Raw genomic sequence first — 17,079 nt, forward strand, 5'->3', positions numbered from 1 at the left:
TCACATCGTGGAGCTAGCGGGAATCGAACCCGCGACCTCTTCCATGCCATGGAAGCGCGCTACCAACTGCGCTATAGCCCCGAAAGCTACGTCCTACCTTTCACAAGCCTGTTCGGTAGGCACCAAATAACTTTAACTAACAGTGAGCCTTTACTTCAAATCGCGCGTCTGTGTATTCCGACATAGTCGTTATTCCCACAGCTCGCACCCTGCCACACGCCCTATGCCAAGGAAGGTAGAGCTGAACCGGGAAGCTCGGGGGCTCCAATATTGTGCGAAACCAGACGCCATCCCGGCTTACGCGAGTAAGGAATCACTGTAGACCAGTGGCAATTATCTAACCCTCGCAGTCCCTGCCATGCCAACGGATCCAAACCTAGGATTTTCACCAATCCCTGCGTCAAAGCTGAACCATGAGAAACCACCACTAAGACGCCCTCTACCTCGGCAAAATGATCACCAACACATTCGGCAACCCGCGACCCGACTTCACCGCGCGACTCTACACCCGCCAGGGGACATTCCCCGGTTCCCCGCCATTCTTCATAACGCGCCGCAAAACGATCTTGCAGTTCCTTCACCGAAAGACCCTCAAAATCCCCAAAGGCACGCTCGCGCAGGCGCTCGTCAACCCCAAACTCAACGCTCTCGCCACAAAGATCAGCCAAAGCCTGTCCCGTATCCTGAGCCCGCCGCAAATCAGAACACACAATCCGCTCAGGCTTGAGTTTAACTAGCTCTTCCGCGGCCACCGCTGCCTGGGCTAGCCCCGCCTGATTAAGGGGGATATCCACCTGACCTTGCACCCGTCCCTGCAAGTTATAGTCAGTTTGACCGTGTCGCCAAAGGACAATCTTCTTCGCCATGAGTTGCCTAATCTAGTCCTACAATCAAACTCGTAGCATCCTGACGCGCCCCTTGAGCAGCTACCTGAGACTGTTCTGCCTGGGCTGCCTCCTCTAAATCAGGCAACTCGATGCGTGGACAGTCATTCCACAGTCGCTCCAGCCCATAATATTTGCGCTCCTCAGCCAGGAAAATATGCACGATTACTCCCGGTAACTCCATGAGTACCCACCGGAATTCATCATTACCCTCAATAGTGGTCGGATCAGCGCCCGCATCATGGCAGGCATGATCGACTTCATTCATAATCGCGCGCGCTTGGCGGGGATTATCGGCCGAACAAATCACAAAAATATCAGTAATAATAGTTTGCTCGTGCACATCAATCGCCACCACATCAGTCGCCAGTTTACTGGCAGCCGCCTGGGCAGCGATCTCAGCTAATTGACGTGAGTCAAGCTTTTCGACCAAGAAAAACTCCTATATTTGAGTAACGGTTACATTATCTACGATACCGGGTTGGAAGATATCCTGCCCCATCGTTTGAGAAATCACTGGTCGATCCATAGTAAGCACCATTCCCAAAGCAATAATCAGCAAGACAGATAGCCTAAGCACCCAACGCAAGAACGTTTGGATAAACGTTAGCGGCTCTTCCTCACCCTCCTCGTCAGCGGATTCTTGCCACGCCCCGGCGCGAGTGTCTTCCTGCTCCGGGGCCTCAGCTTTTTTTGCTTTGCGTTTCCGCTGCCACCACCGGGTTTTCTCCTCTTGCGGAGGCTCGCTTTCGGTGGAAGTGAGCGCGGCATCGCTCGGTTTAGCTTCCGAGGAGTCGGTTACCGGCGCTACTGTCGGGCTGGCAACCGCAGCTGGAGCCCTTAGCGGACTGGCAACAGTAGCCGTAGCGGCTGTAGGCGCCGGAGCTGGGGCTTGGGGAGCCGGAGCCGCGGACGGCGCATAAGCCGGCTGCGTTGCGGGCGATCCTTGCATGGTTCCCGGAACCGGTGCCGGCGCTGGCTGTGCCGGCTTTGCTGCCGGAGGCGTTGCCACTGATTGCGCCACCGCACGCTGGGGCTGCACCACGTTAGCCTGAGCGGGAACAGCGGGAGCTGGAGAGGCAGTCTGCACGCTGGACGCAGGAGCGGGAGCGGCCTGCACTTGCGAAACTTGCGGTTCGACCTGTCTAGCAGCAGGAAAAGCTGAAACTTGGCGCTGCCCTGCAGTAGCAACCGGGGGCGCGGGAGCTGGACGCACAGATACCTGACTGGCGGTACTCCCCGCTAAGGTGCGCGACGCAGAAGAGGCTGCGGTCGGTTTGGGTACCCCCATTTTACTTTGCGCCAATGCCTGCTGGAATAGCTCGGCTGCGGAACTGGCTTCACCAGCAGATATATTTAATGGAGATAAGTTAGCCACCTCAGGTGCTAATCCCCGCGCAGCGCTTTGCGGGGTATTCTGCATGCTAGGAGCGGCCGGCGCTGCCTGTACCTGCGCGACTGGAGCCATGGCAGAAGCATCCTGCGAGCGAGCATCTCTTGCCTGTCCCCTAGCCTGGGAGGAAGCAGGGGTGGAGGGCGCCGGGGCAGTATTGGCAGGCAGGTGCGCCGGCATCTGCGGAGCCCGCGCCGAAGTCGGAGTCGGAGCTGACCTAGTTGCCGAAAGATTCTTGCTGGTAGCTGCAAAAGCTAAACTATCGGCAAGTGCCCGGTCGTCGGCCTTATCAGCGAGAGCGTCAATCGGACTTACTCTCACGGGCTGGGTAGTATCGGCATCAAGAACCGGCGCTGCCCCCGGGGAAGGGACAGAAAAATCCTCGCCGGCATTTGGTGGAGAATAAACTGGTTTACTGCCCCTGCTGGGGACGTCTGCAAAAATCCGTGAGGGAGCCTGCGGATGTCGCTCCCCTGAATGTACCGAAGCGGAAGTTACCCCCGCCTGTATCTTCGCCTCAACTGCAGGAGTTTGTCGGGGAGATTCCGGTTGCGTAGCTGGTGTGACCGGGACCGCCGGCTTTTGCGGGACGGCGCGAGGGCGAGGTTCGGTTTGCGATTCTCGCGGCAGAGACTGCCCCGGAACTTGCGGAACCGGTTGTAACTCTTTGGGGATCGCCTCGGCTGCCCGCGACGTAGCATCAGCCGGAGCAGTAGGAGCGTCTGCTGGTTGCTGAGCAGCTGCTGCCTGTAGATTTTGAAACGAAGCCAATAGCTCCGCCATTTTTTCGGCTTCAGATTTTTCTTCCGCGACTTGCGTGTTTAAAACTTGCTGTTCCCGACGCTGCTGCTGACGGGCGGCAGTACGCAAAGCCTCCTGCTCGGCATCCTCTAACTGGCGCAAACGTTCCGCAGCCTGAGCCGCCAAACGTTCCTGTTCCCGGGCATATGCCTGAGCTTCCTCCCGTTCCTTTAATAGCCGCTGTAAATCAGCCTCCGCCTTTTCTCGCGCCTCTCGCGCGACTTTACGCATCTGCTGCTTTTCTCGATACTCCTGTACCCAACTGCGCCCATCTTGTTCCGGGCTAAGATTACGATGCGTTTGCTGCTCAGATGCCAATGATTCCTGGCGTAGTTGCCAAGAAATATCCCCTTCAACTTGGCTAAATCCTTCTTGGATCTGTCCCCATTGGGATTCTTGCGAAGTCGGCTGGGGGCGATAAGTTGGACGTCGCCCTCCGGTGCGGATCTCCTCCAGGCGAGCTAACTGTTCCGCAATAGAAATCTGGCCGTACTTAGAAATCGGCGAATATGTCTGCCCCTCAGGGCGATTCGGAAAGTCTGTTTCGCTCATTAGTGGTTATCCTCCCGATAAAGACCATATTTCGCGATGTATTGCACAACCCCATCCGGAGTCAAGTACCAGATCGGAGCCCCAGATACCACCCGCTGGCGGATGTCGGTCGAAGAAATAGCCATGGCAGGTACCTCTAACAAAGACACCCGCTCGGCAGGTAGTTTTTCGGTATTACCCCAGCGGTAACCGGGGCGGGTTACCCCTACAAATCGCGCCAATTGGAACAGTTCGTCCGCGTTTTTCCAATCCATAATTTTACGCAAAGCATCCGCCCCAGTAATAAAAAAGAGGTCACAACCAGGACGTTCCCGCTTTAAATCCCGCAAGGTGTCTACCGTGTAGGTAGTTTCGCCCCGTTCAATATCCACGCGAGAAACGGTAAAACGCGGATTGGAGGCGGTAGCGATAGAGGTCATCAAATAGCGATGCTCTGGCACAGTAACCCGTCGTCCCTTCTTAAACGGCTGGGTAGCTGTCGGCACGAAAATGACTTCATCAAGGCCATAGCGGTGCTGCACCTCAGATGCCGCCACCAAGTGACCATGATGAATCGGGTCGAAGGTACCCCCCATTACCCCGATACGTCTGCCAGTGACGCCCATGCCTACCGCCATTAAATACCCCTTCTTGCCAGCTTTTCTGCTAGACCGGTAGTTTCAATCCTACCAAAGGTGAGCGAGTCCTAATATCGTTTACCGTTCTTCGTGACTGAAGTAAATGATTTGTCGACAAAACGACTATTTTGACTCGCTAATCAGCTAGTCCGTAGAGGGATCCGTCCACAACCCCTGTTCAGCTTCCCGCCGCAAATTCTGACGAGCTTCTTCTTTCCCATCCATCATCTGATGATATTGCTCGCGCCGCTCCTGGTTAGTACGCCGGCTAGATCCCCCTAAACGTAAATCTTGCCCGCGGGCACCCAGCAGTTCGGCACCGGCCGATTGCAAAGGTTCGAAGTCGAAGATCACTCCGCCTTCCATCTCGCCGATAACCACGGTATCTCCGCTCTGGGCACCGGATTGGAGTAGCTCTGCTTCCACCCCTAAGTTGTAGAGTCGGTCTGCTAAGAAGCCGATCGCCTCATCATTGGCAAAGTCCGTCTGCTTAACCCAGCGTTCGGGTTTTTCTCCCCGCACCTGATAAACCAGTCCTTGCCCAGTTTTTTGCTTCGTAACCGTAAAACTGGAATCCCCCACAGCCTGCGGTCGCAACACCTGTACCGGCTGGACTTCGCGTTCTGGCTCCGTTTTACGCAGCCGCAATACCATTTCTGCCAAGGCAAACACTAAAGCATCCAGACCGCGACCAGTAACCGCGGAAACGGCATACATGGGCCAACCAAATTCGGCTAATTGTTCTGCTTGTAGTTTCGCCATGTCTGCGGCATCGGGAATGTCCATCTTATTCAGAATAATTACTCGAGGACGCTCACCCAAAGGCACATATCCCGAAACCTCGTCCAGGTCGCTTTCATAAGCTGCCAATTCGGCTTCTAAAGCTTTAATATCATCAACCGGGTTACGCTCGGACTCCATATTCGCACAGTCCACCACGTGCGCAATCACTGCGCAACGCTCAATATGACGGAGGAAGTCCAGCCCCAGCCCCTTCCCCTGGGAGGCTCCCGGTATCAGACCCGGAACATCTGCCACTGTGAAACGTTCGTCGCCAGCCTGAACCACCCCCAAGTTTGGCACCAAAGTAGTGAACGGATAATCCGCAATCTTCGGCTTCGCCTCCGAAATAGCTCCAATCAGGGAAGATTTACCGGAGGACGGGAACCCTACCAGCCCCACATCGGCCACCGATTTTAGCTCGAGAATAAGGACACGAGACTCCCCCTCCTCCCCCAGGAGTGCAAATCCGGGGGCTTTACGCTTGCGAGTAGCCAACGCAGCGTTTCCTTTACCGCCAGTTCCCCCGCGCGCAACCTCCAAGCGCGAGCCGGCTCCTTGTAGATCCGCCAGAATCTCGCCAGCTACAGATTTAACTACCGTGCCGGGAGGAACCGGCAGTACCAGATCTTCTCCGTTCGCACCCTCCCGATTGTCGCCCATCCCGGGAGTGCCGTTAGTGGCTTTGCGATGTGGTAAATGGTGGTAATCGAGCAGGGTATGCGACTGGGGATCTACCTCTAAGAACACGCTGCCGCCGCGTCCCCCATCGCCCCCATCGGGGCCGCCCAGCGGTTTATATTTTTCGCGCCTAACACTGACACAGCCATTACCGCCATTACCGGCAGTCACATCGATTTTTACTCGATCAACAAAACTGGCCATGCTTACTCCTTAGAGGTGAGGCGGAAAAGTCACTAGCAACCGCCCGTTGGTCACTATACAAGTGTAGCGGGGTCGCCACCCGACCCCGCTACCTATGAAAAGAATTTGCTTTGCTTTACGCCGAAACTACATTTACCACTTTACGACCGCGCTTGCGACCGAACTCAACAGATCCGGCGGCCAAAGCAAAGAGAGTGTCATCCTTGCCCATTCCCACGTTAGTCCCGGGGTGATACTTGCTTCCCCGCTGACGAACCAGGATCTCCCCGGCGTTGACGCTTTCTCCACCGTAACGCTTGATCCCCAGGTACTGCGGGTTAGAGTCACGGCCGTTAGAAGAGGAACCTAGCCCTTTCTTATGTGCCATTTTCTTTTCCTTTCTTGCCTGAGGTTAGGCGATCTCAGTGATCTTCACCTGGGTCAGCTTGGCACGGTGGCCCATGCGGCGAGTGTATCCGGTCTTGTTCTTGAACTTCAGAATCCGTACCTTCGGTCCTTTTGTCTGTTCTAAGACCTCAGCCGTTACCTTGATTTTCTCTAGATCAGCGGCGTCGGAGGTGACTTGGTCACCGTCAACTACCATCACTGGCTTGAAATCGACGGTATCGCCAACCTCTGCTGCCAGCTTGTCGACGACGACTACATCCCCGACGGAGACCTTTTCTTGACGTCCGCCCGCCTTGACGATCGCGTAGACCACTTTGCTGCTCATTTCCTTAGTCACGTACATTTTCTTGTGTCCGGAAAACCGAACCCAGCCGGCCTTCCAAACAACCAGCACCGACTAACCAGGGTAGTCGATACCAGCGGCATTTTTCAAACAAAATCCCTGTCCAGACAGTGTGTTATCTGCCACCGCAAGTTCAAGGAATCATTTGAACCGCCTATGCGGCAAACTGCAGGACAGCTGCCGTATGGGGTGGCTGACGGGGCTCGAACCCGCGACCTCCTGGACCACAACCAGGCGTTCTACCAACTGAACTACAGCCACCATTTATCGCTTAGCGACGAATACCCACTTTATCTAACCGGGGGCTTCAGGTGAAATTATTGCGACGCTTGCGGGCTATGTATCCGCTCACATCTACTATCCTTGCAGGTAAGAATCTGCCTTCACCAGAAAACGCGATTACAAATTGCGTCCGCGAAAGTACCGATCCCGTCCTCGCGAGTACGTAGATACAACGAACCGTCAACCGGGGAAACTTCCATCAGGTAATAGGATCCTTTCCCATCAGGAACAATGTCAATGCGCAAGAACAGCAGATGCTGATCATGTCCCAGGCGCTGTTTAATCATGCGATGAATCGCCGAACGTACCTTTTCTCCAAAAATCCACTCTTCGGAATTTGGCTGCCGGTTACCGGTTACTGTTTCTTGCGCCTGTATCTCAGTGGTATTGGGGTTGGTGAGCATAGCAGCCTTTTCGACCGAGTGCGATAACACCCCGTTCATATAAACCAAAGAGTATTCACCGTGCTCATCAACTTCTGATAGGTAACGCTGCACCATCACTGAGCGTCCCTCTTGTAGGAGACGATTGGCGTGGGTTACTGCCGCCATTCGTGCCATTCCGTTATTGGCGTCATAACGACCCATTTCCCTTCCCCCGGAAGAGACTGCCGGTTTGACTACGAACTCCCCATAGGCCGGAAATCTGGTGTGTACCTGGTGTTTATTCAGGTGCTGTTCTGGCTCTAACCAGCTAGTAGGGATCACGGGCACCCCTTGCTCTTGCAGATTGAGCAAGTAGTGTTTATCGGTGGCCCACTCGGTCACATCCGCCGGATTTAACAAACGCGGAACCTGGTGCGCCCACTGCACGAATTCTTCGCGGTTAGTGGCGTAATCCCTCACGGCGCGGATTACACACACCCCCGCTTCTTCCCAATCCACGTGGGGATCATTCCAGATCGCGATCCGAGCATCGACTCCCCGCGAGTTCAATTCGTCAACTAGCCCAGCCTCGTCCTCGGATAGATCCGGATACTGCGCACAAGTTACTAAAGTAACGCGTTTTTTCGCCATATCTCCAACCCTAATTGTTCTGCTCGTCATTAGCCTAAGAAATTATCCCTATTCTATTGAAATAACTTATCTCAATCCCACTGGACGTGATAATGCTAAAGAAATCAGTTCTTCCATCAACTGGGAATACCCAATTCCCATATGTTCCCACAGCTTAGGATACATAGAAAATGGGGTGAAACCGGGCATGGTGTTAACTTCGTTGATTACTACCGATTCTTTTTCCGGATCGACAAAAAAGTCCACTCGCGCCAAGCCTTCACACCCGAGCGCTTCAAAGGCTTGTCCCGCTATCTGTCGTACTTGCGTAGCCAAATGCGCGGGTATTTTCGCCGGTATCTCTAAACTGACGGTATCCTCCCCGAAGTATTTGGTTTCATAGTCATAAAATGGCACCTCAGCATCCATAGCGATGCGTCCCGGTTCGCTGGTACGCGGATGCCCATCTGCTCCCTGTAAAACTGCGCATTCAACCTCGAAACCGGTGAGTTCTTGCTCCACTATTACCCGCGGATCCACCGCTTGTGCCTTGGTGATCGCTGCTTCCAGGTCGAGGGCGGTGCTAACCTTGGTGATCCCCAGGGAAGAGCCAGCCCGTGCCGGCTTGACAAAAACCGGTAATCCCAGCTGCTCTATACGTCCCATTACCTCGGAACGCTCACGCTTCCACTGCCTTGCGGTCACGGCTTCCCAGTTTCCCGCAGGCAACTTCGCCTCTTGCAAAAGCACCTTGGTGGTGGGTTTATCCATAGCGGCTGCCGATGCCAGCACTCCGCAACCCACATACGGCAGGTGCATCATTTCTAGCAGTCCCTGTACCGTTCCATCCTCACCGAAAGGTCCATGCAGCAGCGGGAACACTACGTCAAAACTGCCTAGATCACTCAAGGAAAACTCTGACCCCAGTTGGGTGGGTAGACTCACCACGTGTCCATCTCCGGGGGATAGGAATAACTGGCGATTTTCAGCAGGAACTTCCGCTACGCCGGTATCAGATAGCTGAAACTGTTCGGAGCTGAAATCTACCGGCACCCACTGACCTTGCTGGGTAATCCCTACGGTAACTACCTCGAAACGGTCATGGTCGATGGCTTGTACTACTCCGGCAGCAGTCGCACAAGAAATCCCATGCTCCCCAGATTCTCCCCCGAACAGTACTAATACCCGAGGTTTACTTTGATTATTTTGCGTCACGGTCGATCCTCTCTATACCATTCGCGCACTGGGGCCATCAGTCACCCGTGGCCCGGCAGTCAAAGATACTAACGCTTCTTCTAAGCTTTGTTTCCCGCTAATCACCCGATAGGCAGCCGAGTTAATCGGCATCGACACTCCATGTTTATGCGCCAAATCGCGCACTACCGGGCAAGATCGTGCCCCCTCAACCGTACCGGCCGAGGCCTCTAACGCTTCGGCAACGCTCATCCCCTTTCCCAGGCGATAACCAAAGGAAAAGTTTCGTGACGAGGACGACGAACAGGTAGCTACCAGATCGCCGAGCCCGGCCAGTCCCAGGAAAGTCTCTGACTTTGCGCCCATAGCTACCCCTAAACGCACCATTTCGGCCAGGCCGCGAGTGATCAGGAAAGAGCGGGAATTAACCCCTAACCCGAGGCCGTCAGCCGCCCCTACTGCCATGGCGATAACGTTTTTTACCACTCCCCCGATTTCTACTCCTACTATGTCTTCAGCCACGTAGGGGCGGAAATAATGGGTATGGATACGCGATGCTACTAACCCGGCGCGCCAAGAGTCTTCCCCCGCAACCGCCGCTCCTGTCGGTTCGTGGTGGGCGATCTCTCCGGAGAGGTTCGGCCCGGACACCGCCACTATCCGGGACGGGTGAATCTTGCCCGCCTGCGCGATTACTTCAGTCATCGTTTGTAAAGTGCCAGCTTCTAGCCCTTTTACCAGCGAAACTACGGTGGCGTTTAGAGGGAGGAAGTCACGAACCTGCTGAAGTAAAGTACGTACCCCATTAGAGGGGATAGACACCACTACCATTCCGGCGCCCTCGCATACCCATTGCAAGTCGCTGGATGCTTTAAGACCATGCAAAGGTGTCCCGGGCACGTAGCGGGGATTGCCCCCCTCATTGATTTGGGCGGCTAGCTCTGGCCGCCGTGCCCAGATCCGTACTTCGTTGCCGGCATCCGCTAAAATCTGTGCAAACACTGTTCCCCAGGCACCTGCGCCCAGCACGGCGACTGTGCGAGCCGAGGAGGTCGCCATTATTAGCTATCCTCCTGCGTTGAAGGGTTAGTACTCTTAGATGCACTTTCTAAATAGGGGTCGAACTCTCCGAGGCTACGCGCGGTTACCAGCTTTCCCGGATGATCTGCTCGCCATGCTTTAGCGGCTACCCCTAACTGTTTCTTAGAAGGCAACTGGGCAGATTTGCGATCTAGAGGAAGGTGCGGCATTTTTATTCCCCGGATCTGTTCCAGGCCACGGCAGATCGCCTCTTCGATTCTTTCGGTTGCCTGATACCAAGCTGCGGGTTCTTCAGCCCGGTCATATAGATCAGATAGGTCTACTGCTGGTAAGGCTTTAACCCAGACGTCCTTTTTTCCCTTCAGGTCTGGGCGGCGCCCGTACCGGTCGAGGACGTCTTGCGCCCCCCACTGCACCACTGGAACTAACGGAACCCGGGCACGCAGCGCCATCCGCGCCGCCCCAGTTTTCATGCGCATTGGCCAAAAGTCGGGATCGCGGGTAAGAGTGCCCTCTCCATAAACCGTGATACATTCTCCGGCTTGCAATCCTTTGATGGCGGCAGACAGCGCATCCCGAGAATGACTTGATTCTCGATAAACCGGGATTTGCCCACATGAACGCATAATCGATCCCAGGATCGGAACTTTAAAGAGTTCCTCTTTGCAAAGAACCCGCACCGGATACCCGGCACTGGTCATAAAGTGCATCATGGTCATGGAGTCAAACTCAGAAATATGGTTGACTACCGCCACGAACCCGCCTTCTTTGGGCAGGTTTTCCTCGCCCTCCCAATGTCGGCGAGTAACCGCCCCAATGGGGATACGCGCCACGCGCACACAAAACTTATAGAAGCGAGAAAACTCACCGGCCATAGTTACCCCTTATTTTTCCAGCTTGACTTGTGCACCTAATGCGCCCAGTTTAGTAAGAAAATGCTCGTATCCGCGGCTAATCATATCGATTCCCCGGACTGTAGATTTTCCTTCAGCCGCCAGTGCCGCGATCAAATGGGAGAATCCTCCCCGCAGATCAGGGATAGTAATATCGGCGCCATGCAGCGGGGTAGGCCCCGAAATCGCGGCAGAATGATAATAGTTTCTTTGCCCAAAACGACAGGTTAACCCGGTTAGGCACTCCCTATACAGCTGGATTTGGGCTCCCATTTTATTTAGAGCCTTAGTGAAACCAAAACGCTGCTCATAGACGGTTTCATGCACAATCGAAAGGCCGTGCGCCTGGGTGAGAGCCACTACCATGGGTTGTTGCCAGTCAGTCATGAAGCCGGGATGCACATTGGTTTCTAGCACAATCGGCTTTAGTTCTCCGCCCGGATGGTAGAAGCGAATCCCGTCTGGTTCCACCGAGAACGCGCCCCCCACCTTACGGAACATGTTCAAGAAAGTAATCATTTCCGGCTGAGAAGCGCCCTCGACAAAAATATCGCCGTGAGTAGCCAGCGCCGCAGACCCCCAAGAAGCAGCTTCAATCCTATCAGCAAGGGCGGTGTGGGTAAATCCTTCCAGATTCTCTACCCCCTCAATCCGAATAGTGCGATCAGTATCTACGCTGATGATCGCGCCCATTTTTTGTAGCACATTGATCAGATCCATGATTTCCGGTTCAATGGCGGCTCCCCGCAGTTCCGTGATCCCTTCGGCTTGCACTCCTGCCAGCAGGGTCTGTTCAGTTGCCCCTACTGAAGGATAGGGCAGTTCAATAACCGCTCCCTGTAGCCCCTCGGGAGCGGCGATATGGATCCCCGATTCCAGTTTGTCTACCTGGGCACCGAAAGAGCGCAAAATAGACAGGTGGAAATCGATCGGACGATCACCAATCACGCATCCCCCCAGATCTGGGATGATGGCTTCGCCGAGGCGATGCAAGAGCGGTCCGCAAAATAGAATCGGGATTCGCGACGATCCCGCCAAGGTATCGATACTGGCTACCTGGGCAGCCTCTACATTAGAGGGGTCGATAAGCAGCTGGCCGCTGCCGGAGTCGTAATCAGTTTTCACTCCATGCAGTTCCAGCAAACCGCAGACGATATCTACATCCCGAATTAGGGGCACATTTTTCAAAATAGAAGGGGTAGTGCCTAGCAGCGCTGCCACCATCGCTTTGGGGACAAAATTCTTTGCTCCCCGTACCTTTATACGGCCTGTCAGCGGATGTCCGCCTTGCACTTCTAGAACCGGTTCCACCTGTTATTTCCTTTTCCGCTTTCCTCAATATGCCTAGTGTACCCGCCCTCGCAGTTGTAGGCAGACACCTGACAGGAATTGCGCTTTTGGCGAGGGAAATCGCACCAAAATATCGGGTAGCGAGTATCGGGAGTGGGACAGGGCACTCCCGATAGCTTTAACTAGGGGAACCAGCGCCACTAAGGGGCTCCGAAAGCTACTTGAACTCAGGAATTCCTAGCGGAACCTCACGCGCAGAAACTACCTCTCGAGGAGGTAAATGTTTCGCCGGCAGGGTGCGGGGCAAAAACTCTGGCCGCGCCGTTTCGAAAGCACTAATAGCGTCCTCATCTCGCAAGGTGAGATCAATATCGTCTAGGCCTTCCATAAGGCGCCAGCGGGTATAGCTATCTATTTGGAAACTGCATGAAAAAGCCCCGCAAGTAACGCTCTGTTCCTTTAAGTCAACGGTAACGGTGCTACCCGGTTCTCCTTCTAACAACTTCCACAAAGTCTGGCAGTCTTCGAGGCTAATAACCCCGGACACCATGCCATCTTTTTCACAGTTACCGCGAAAAATATCGGCAAATTTGGGAGCTAAAACCACTTTGAAACCATAGTCCCGCAACGCCCAGACTGCATGTTCTCGGCTGGATCCAGTACCAAAGTCTGGGCCGGCAACCAAAATAGATGCCTGCTTGAAAGGAGCTAGATTTAACACGAAGTCTTTATCTTGCCGCCAGGACGCAAAAAGACCGTCCTCAAACCCCGTTTTAGTCACTCGCTTTAAATAGACTGCCGGAATAATCTGATCGGTATCAACATTCGAACGGCGCAACGGGGCGGCAATACCAGTATGGGAGATAAATTTTTCCATTATTTAATCCTCTTTCCTGGTGGTTACTTCCGGTAAATCTCGCGGACTTGATAAATGCCCCGTTACCGCAGTGGCGGCCGCAATCGCCGGCGACACCAAATGGGTACGCGAGTTCTTGCCTTGCCGCCCCTCAAAGTTTCGGTTCGAGGTAGAAGCCGAACGCTCCCCCTCTCCCAGCTTGTCCGGATTCATTCCTAGACACATTGAGCAGCCAGCATTGCGCCAGAGCGCCCCGAAGCTGGTGAAAATTTTATCTAACCCTTCGGCTTCGGCTTGTAGCCGCACCCTAGCAGACCCCGGTACCACCAGTACTCGCACATCCTCAGCTTTCTTACGTCCTCGCCAAACCTGAGCTACGGTGCGTAAATCTTCGATTCTTCCATTGGTGCACGAGCCAATAAAAACCGTGTCCACTTTAATATCGCGCATCGGGGTACCCGGAGTTAGAGCCATATATTCTAGGGAACGCCGGGCAGCATCTTGCTCACTATCGGTGCGTAGCTGCTCAGGATCAGGTACTTTCCCACTAAGCGGCACCCCTTGCCCGGGATTGGTGCCCCAGGTTACGAAAGGCTCGATAGTCTCGGCGGGAATCGTGACTTCCCGGTCGAAGTGGGCATCTGGATCAGTACGTAAACTCTGCCAGTAGCGGATGGCCGCCTCCCATTGTTCACCATTAGGGGCATGAGGACGCCCCTTAATATAGTCAAAAGTCGTTTGGTCAGGGGCGATCATTCCTGCCCGTGCCCCCGCCTCAATCGACATATTACAGATGGTCATCCTCCCTTCCATAGAGAGGTTTTCGATGGCTTTGCCACGATACTCAATCACGTAGCCCTGCCCGCCTCCGGTACCGATTTTGGCGATAATCGTCAAGATAATATCTTTTGCAGAAACTCCGGGAGGTAGTTCCCCCGGAATATTAACCGCCATAGTTTTAAAGGGTTTAAGTGGCAGAGTTTGGGTGGCTAAGACCTGCTCTACCTGGGAAGTGCCTATCCCAAAAGCTAACGCCCCGAAAGCTCCGTGAGTAGAAGTGTGGGAGTCGCCGCAAACAATAGTCATCCCGGGTTGCGTAAGTCCCAGCTGGGGGCCAACTACATGCACGATTCCTTGATCAGCGTCCCCCAGGGAGTGCAACCGGATTCCGAACTCTTTGGCATTTTCACGCAAGGTACGAATCTGAATGGCGGAGGTCTGATCTTTAATCGGTAGATCAATATCAACTGTGGGAGTGTTGTGATCCTCGGTGGCGATAGTCAGGTCGGGGCGGCGTACTTTTCGTCCTGCCATCCGCAGCCCGGCAAAGGCTTGCGGGCTCGTCACCTCATGGCATAGATGGAGATCAATATATAGCAGGTCGGGTGCCCCATTTTCGCCGTGTTTAACCACGTGAGCAGCCCAAACTTTTTCCGCTAAGGTCTTAGCCATGTATGCCTCCTCGATCTCGTCCCGATGGATTTGTAATGTCTTTTCGAAAGTGTAGTTGGAATTCCACGCTATAAGATGGCAATATCAATACATGGACAATAAAAGTGAAGGAAGTGGGGTCGGGGTTCTCGACAAGGCCACTCTCGTCCTAAGTGCCCTAGAAGCAGGGCCCGGCACCCTGGCTCAGCTGGTGAACAGTACCGGTCTGGCGCGTCCGACTGCACACCGCCTAGCGGTCGCTTTGGAGTATCACCGTTTCGTGGCCCGAGATGTACATGGCCGTTTTATTTTAGGTCCGAGAATTGGGGAACTAGCGTCGGCAGCTGGGGAAGATCGTCTCCTAGCTTCAGCTCGCCCAATTTTAAAAGCGCTTTGCGATCACACTCAAGAATCGACGCAAATGTATCGCCGCCAAGGAGACCAGCGAATTGTGGTCGCTAGCTGTGAGTCTCCTCTAGGGCTGCGTGACTCGACTCCCACCGGTTCGGCACTGTCCATGAAGGCGGGTTCAGCTGCACAGATTTTACTCGCTTGGGAGGAACCTGACCGCTTACATCGCGGCCTGCAAGGAGCCTCTTTCACGGCCACCCAACTATCGGTAGTCCGCCGGAGGGGCTGGGCGCAATCTATCGGGGAACGCGAACCCGGTTTGGCCTCGGTTTCTGCGCCAGTGCGGCTAGCCTCGGGAAAAGTGGTGGCGGCTTTAAGTGTTTCTGGCCCGATTGACCGTATGGGACGCCAACCGGGCAGGATTCACGGTCCAGCGGTGGTAGCTGCAGCCAGTAGGCTCTCGGATTTTATGCGCCGTGCAGAAGGGATTATGGCAGCAAAAAAGCAGGCCGAAGGGAAGTAGCTCTATTTTTCTCGAGGGCGTGCCTATATTTGCTCAGGATCCGCGTTTTACGCGGTACTACCGCGCGCTGAGGTAAATCGATTCCGCTAGGGCTTGTCCCTATTTGCTTTAAGTTAGTTGCGTCGGGAAGCTACTTTTTCGTCGATACTCTATTGCCTGCTCATAGGCCGACAGCGTTGCCTGGAGGCACCGTTCCCAAGAGACCGGGCTGGGCTGACGCTTGCAGTTGCCTCGTAGATTATTCAGCTTTCCATTTACGAGGGCGGCGGCAGTTTTTTCCGCTAGTTTCTCGTCAGTGTCGGCGGTAATACCGGTTACGCCCTCGGTAATGAAGTCGGTTACGGGGCTTTGCGAGCGGACGATTACCGGTAACCCGCTAGCTCGCGCTTCCGCAGCCGCGATTCCGAAACTTTCATGCAGGCATAAGGTTATAAAAAAGTCAGCCTGACTGTAGGCGCTTAAAAGACCGGACGGATCCTGTCTACCGGGTAGGATAACCTGTCCTTGGCTAACTTGCCGCTGCGTACGCAGCAGGGGTCGCAGCGTCCCTTCCCCAAAAATTTTTAGCTGCAAGTTTCCTTGGTTACCTAGGATTTGGTTTACTCTTTCCGTAAATTTAATGAGCGCCAGTGGGCGTTTGCGGGGCATTAAACGGATAGCACTGACTGCGTGAAAAGTCTTAGTTGCAGGAACCGCAAGATTTGCGTCAGAAGCTGTTATTGGCGAGCCTAATCGGTCTATATTTTCACAGGTAGTCGTCGATCCCGAGGCGGGTGCTTCCGCTGACCAAAAGTCAGTATCTACTCCATTAGGAGTTATCGGCCAAGACCGCCGATTTTGGGGAGCTAGTAACTGGTTGATTTGGGAGTTCATTAGTGAAGAAACTCCAGCGAACAGGATTCCCGCCTCTGTCCACCGGTTGAAAAAGCCGCTGCTACGCATTAATGGAGCCCAAGCGGCCAGTTCACAGTGGAAGGTAACTAAAGTGGGAATCTGGCTTCCTGCCGCGATTTGCAGAGCCAAGTGTGCAAATGGCGATAAAACTCCCACGTGTACATGTAAAAGATCAAAGCGGGGAAAAATAGCCCGAAATAGCGGGCCAGCAAAGGGGTTTATAGGCGTAAACCCGAGGGTTGGCATGCCTAAACGATGCACCGGGATTTGATCTTCTATGCGTCTCCCGACAAAGGATCCGTCTCGGGTAGCGGTAATTACTTCGGGTAGATAGCCAGCTGTTTTCAGGCGTTGCGCTAAGTTGTAGGTTTGAGTTTCGATTCCCCCCATATGAGGCGGGTAGCAGTCTGTAACTATCCCGATACGCATGCCTTTGTCCTATCTATAGTTTGAGCATCACTTACTGTTAACCGTCTCCCCGGCTAGTGCCCAGTAATGCTCCCGATAAGTTGAATATATAGTCAGGAGGCCAAACCCTAAAAGGGTTTGGCCTCCAGACTAATGTGGTTGTGGTGGTTTCTTACTCTCCCGCGCTCGTTGGGGCGTAGTACCATCAGCGTTGCCTAGCTTAGCTTCCAGGTTCGGGATGGGGCTGGGCGTGTCCTAGGCGCTATGACCACCACAAGA

At 54.2% G+C, this 17,079-nt stretch carries 16 protein-coding genes, 2 tRNA genes and 1 rRNA gene; 1 reads left to right on the forward strand and 18 read right to left on the reverse strand.

Annotated features, from left to right (window positions below):
- Positions 1-8: 8 nt before the first annotated feature.
- The 16 genes from RDM26_RS07015 to leuC form a co-directional block, all read right to left on the reverse strand.
- Positions 9-81, reverse strand: a tRNA-Ala gene (locus RDM26_RS07015).
- Between the two features lie 140 nt (positions 82-221).
- Positions 222-866 carry a histidine phosphatase family protein gene (locus RDM26_RS07020; RefSeq protein WP_307738275.1) on the reverse strand — a complete coding sequence of 215 codons (645 nt, stop codon included), beginning with the start codon at positions 864-866 and terminating at the stop codon, positions 222-224.
- A gap of 7 nt (positions 867-873) precedes the next feature.
- Positions 874-1,317 (reverse strand): ribosome silencing factor, encoded by a 444-nt coding sequence (gene rsfS, locus RDM26_RS07025; RefSeq protein ID WP_307738276.1) that lies wholly within the window; start codon positions 1,315-1,317, stop codon positions 874-876.
- 9 nt (positions 1,318-1,326) lie between these two features.
- Positions 1,327-3,630 carry a hypothetical protein gene (locus tag RDM26_RS07030; protein WP_307738277.1) on the reverse strand — a complete coding sequence of 768 codons (2,304 nt, stop codon included), beginning with the start codon at positions 3,628-3,630 and terminating at the stop codon, positions 1,327-1,329.
- Positions 3,630-4,247, reverse strand: coding sequence for a nicotinate-nucleotide adenylyltransferase (gene nadD / locus RDM26_RS07035; RefSeq protein ID WP_374041828.1), 618 nt, complete (start codon positions 4,245-4,247; stop codon positions 3,630-3,632). The genes RDM26_RS07030 and nadD overlap by 1 nt, the downstream gene beginning before the upstream one ends.
- Before the next feature lie 144 nt (positions 4,248-4,391).
- A complete protein-coding gene (gene obgE, locus RDM26_RS07040; RefSeq protein WP_307738278.1) occupies positions 4,392-5,912 on the reverse strand; it encodes a GTPase ObgE in 1,521 nt (506 codons plus the stop codon).
- A gap of 115 nt (positions 5,913-6,027) precedes the next feature.
- Positions 6,028-6,279 carry a 50S ribosomal protein L27 gene (gene rpmA / locus RDM26_RS07045; RefSeq protein ID WP_122820018.1) on the reverse strand — a complete coding sequence of 84 codons (252 nt, stop codon included), beginning with the start codon at positions 6,277-6,279 and terminating at the stop codon, positions 6,028-6,030.
- Positions 6,280-6,303: 24 nt separating this feature from the next.
- The gene (rplU, locus tag RDM26_RS07050; protein WP_307738288.1) at positions 6,304-6,624 is read right to left on the reverse strand and encodes a 50S ribosomal protein L21; all 321 of its coding nucleotides are present in this window, start codon (positions 6,622-6,624) and stop codon (positions 6,304-6,306) included.
- 203 nt (positions 6,625-6,827) lie between these two features.
- A tRNA-His gene (locus tag RDM26_RS07055) sits at positions 6,828-6,903 on the reverse strand.
- Positions 6,904-7,025: 122 nt separating this feature from the next.
- Positions 7,026-7,940 carry a glutathione synthetase gene (locus RDM26_RS07060; protein WP_307738279.1) on the reverse strand — a complete coding sequence of 305 codons (915 nt, stop codon included), beginning with the start codon at positions 7,938-7,940 and terminating at the stop codon, positions 7,026-7,028.
- A 66-nt stretch (positions 7,941-8,006) separates the two neighbouring features.
- On the reverse strand, positions 8,007-9,134 hold the full coding sequence (locus RDM26_RS07065) for a D-alanine--D-alanine ligase (protein WP_307738280.1): 1,128 nt from the start codon (positions 9,132-9,134) through the stop codon (positions 8,007-8,009).
- Between the two features lie 12 nt (positions 9,135-9,146).
- A complete protein-coding gene (locus RDM26_RS07070) occupies positions 9,147-10,172 on the reverse strand; it encodes an NAD(P)H-dependent glycerol-3-phosphate dehydrogenase (protein WP_307738281.1) in 1,026 nt (341 codons plus the stop codon).
- A gap of 2 nt (positions 10,173-10,174) precedes the next feature.
- Positions 10,175-11,029 (reverse strand): 1-acyl-sn-glycerol-3-phosphate acyltransferase, encoded by an 855-nt coding sequence (locus RDM26_RS07075; protein WP_307738282.1) that lies wholly within the window; start codon positions 11,027-11,029, stop codon positions 10,175-10,177.
- A gap of 9 nt (positions 11,030-11,038) precedes the next feature.
- Positions 11,039-12,358 carry a UDP-N-acetylglucosamine 1-carboxyvinyltransferase gene (gene murA, locus RDM26_RS07080; protein WP_307738283.1) on the reverse strand — a complete coding sequence of 440 codons (1,320 nt, stop codon included), beginning with the start codon at positions 12,356-12,358 and terminating at the stop codon, positions 11,039-11,041.
- Between the two features lie 196 nt (positions 12,359-12,554).
- Complete coding sequence (gene leuD, locus RDM26_RS07085) at positions 12,555-13,214, reverse strand: 3-isopropylmalate dehydratase small subunit (RefSeq protein ID WP_307738284.1); 660 nt, start codon at positions 13,212-13,214, stop codon at positions 12,555-12,557.
- A 3-nt stretch (positions 13,215-13,217) separates the two neighbouring features.
- A complete protein-coding gene (leuC, locus tag RDM26_RS07090; RefSeq protein WP_307738285.1) occupies positions 13,218-14,645 on the reverse strand; it encodes a 3-isopropylmalate dehydratase large subunit in 1,428 nt (475 codons plus the stop codon).
- Positions 14,646-14,736: 91 nt separating this feature from the next.
- Here leuC and RDM26_RS07095 point away from each other — a divergent pair, with 91 nt between their 5' ends.
- Positions 14,737-15,498 (forward strand): IclR family transcriptional regulator, encoded by a 762-nt coding sequence (locus tag RDM26_RS07095; RefSeq protein ID WP_060919933.1) that lies wholly within the window; start codon positions 14,737-14,739, stop codon positions 15,496-15,498.
- Between the two features lie 108 nt (positions 15,499-15,606).
- Here RDM26_RS07095 and RDM26_RS07100 read toward each other — a convergent pair whose 3' ends face one another.
- Positions 15,607-16,821 (reverse strand): glycosyltransferase, encoded by a 1,215-nt coding sequence (locus tag RDM26_RS07100; protein ID WP_307738286.1) that lies wholly within the window; start codon positions 16,819-16,821, stop codon positions 15,607-15,609.
- Positions 16,822-16,959: 138 nt separating this feature from the next.
- Positions 16,960-17,076: ribosomal RNA gene (rrf, locus tag RDM26_RS07105) — 5S ribosomal RNA — on the reverse strand.
- Between the last annotated feature and the right edge of the window lie 3 nt (positions 17,077-17,079).

The sequence above is a fragment of the uncultured Varibaculum sp. genome (assembly GCF_902489465.1).
Classification (GTDB): domain Bacteria; phylum Actinomycetota; class Actinomycetes; order Actinomycetales; family Actinomycetaceae; genus Varibaculum.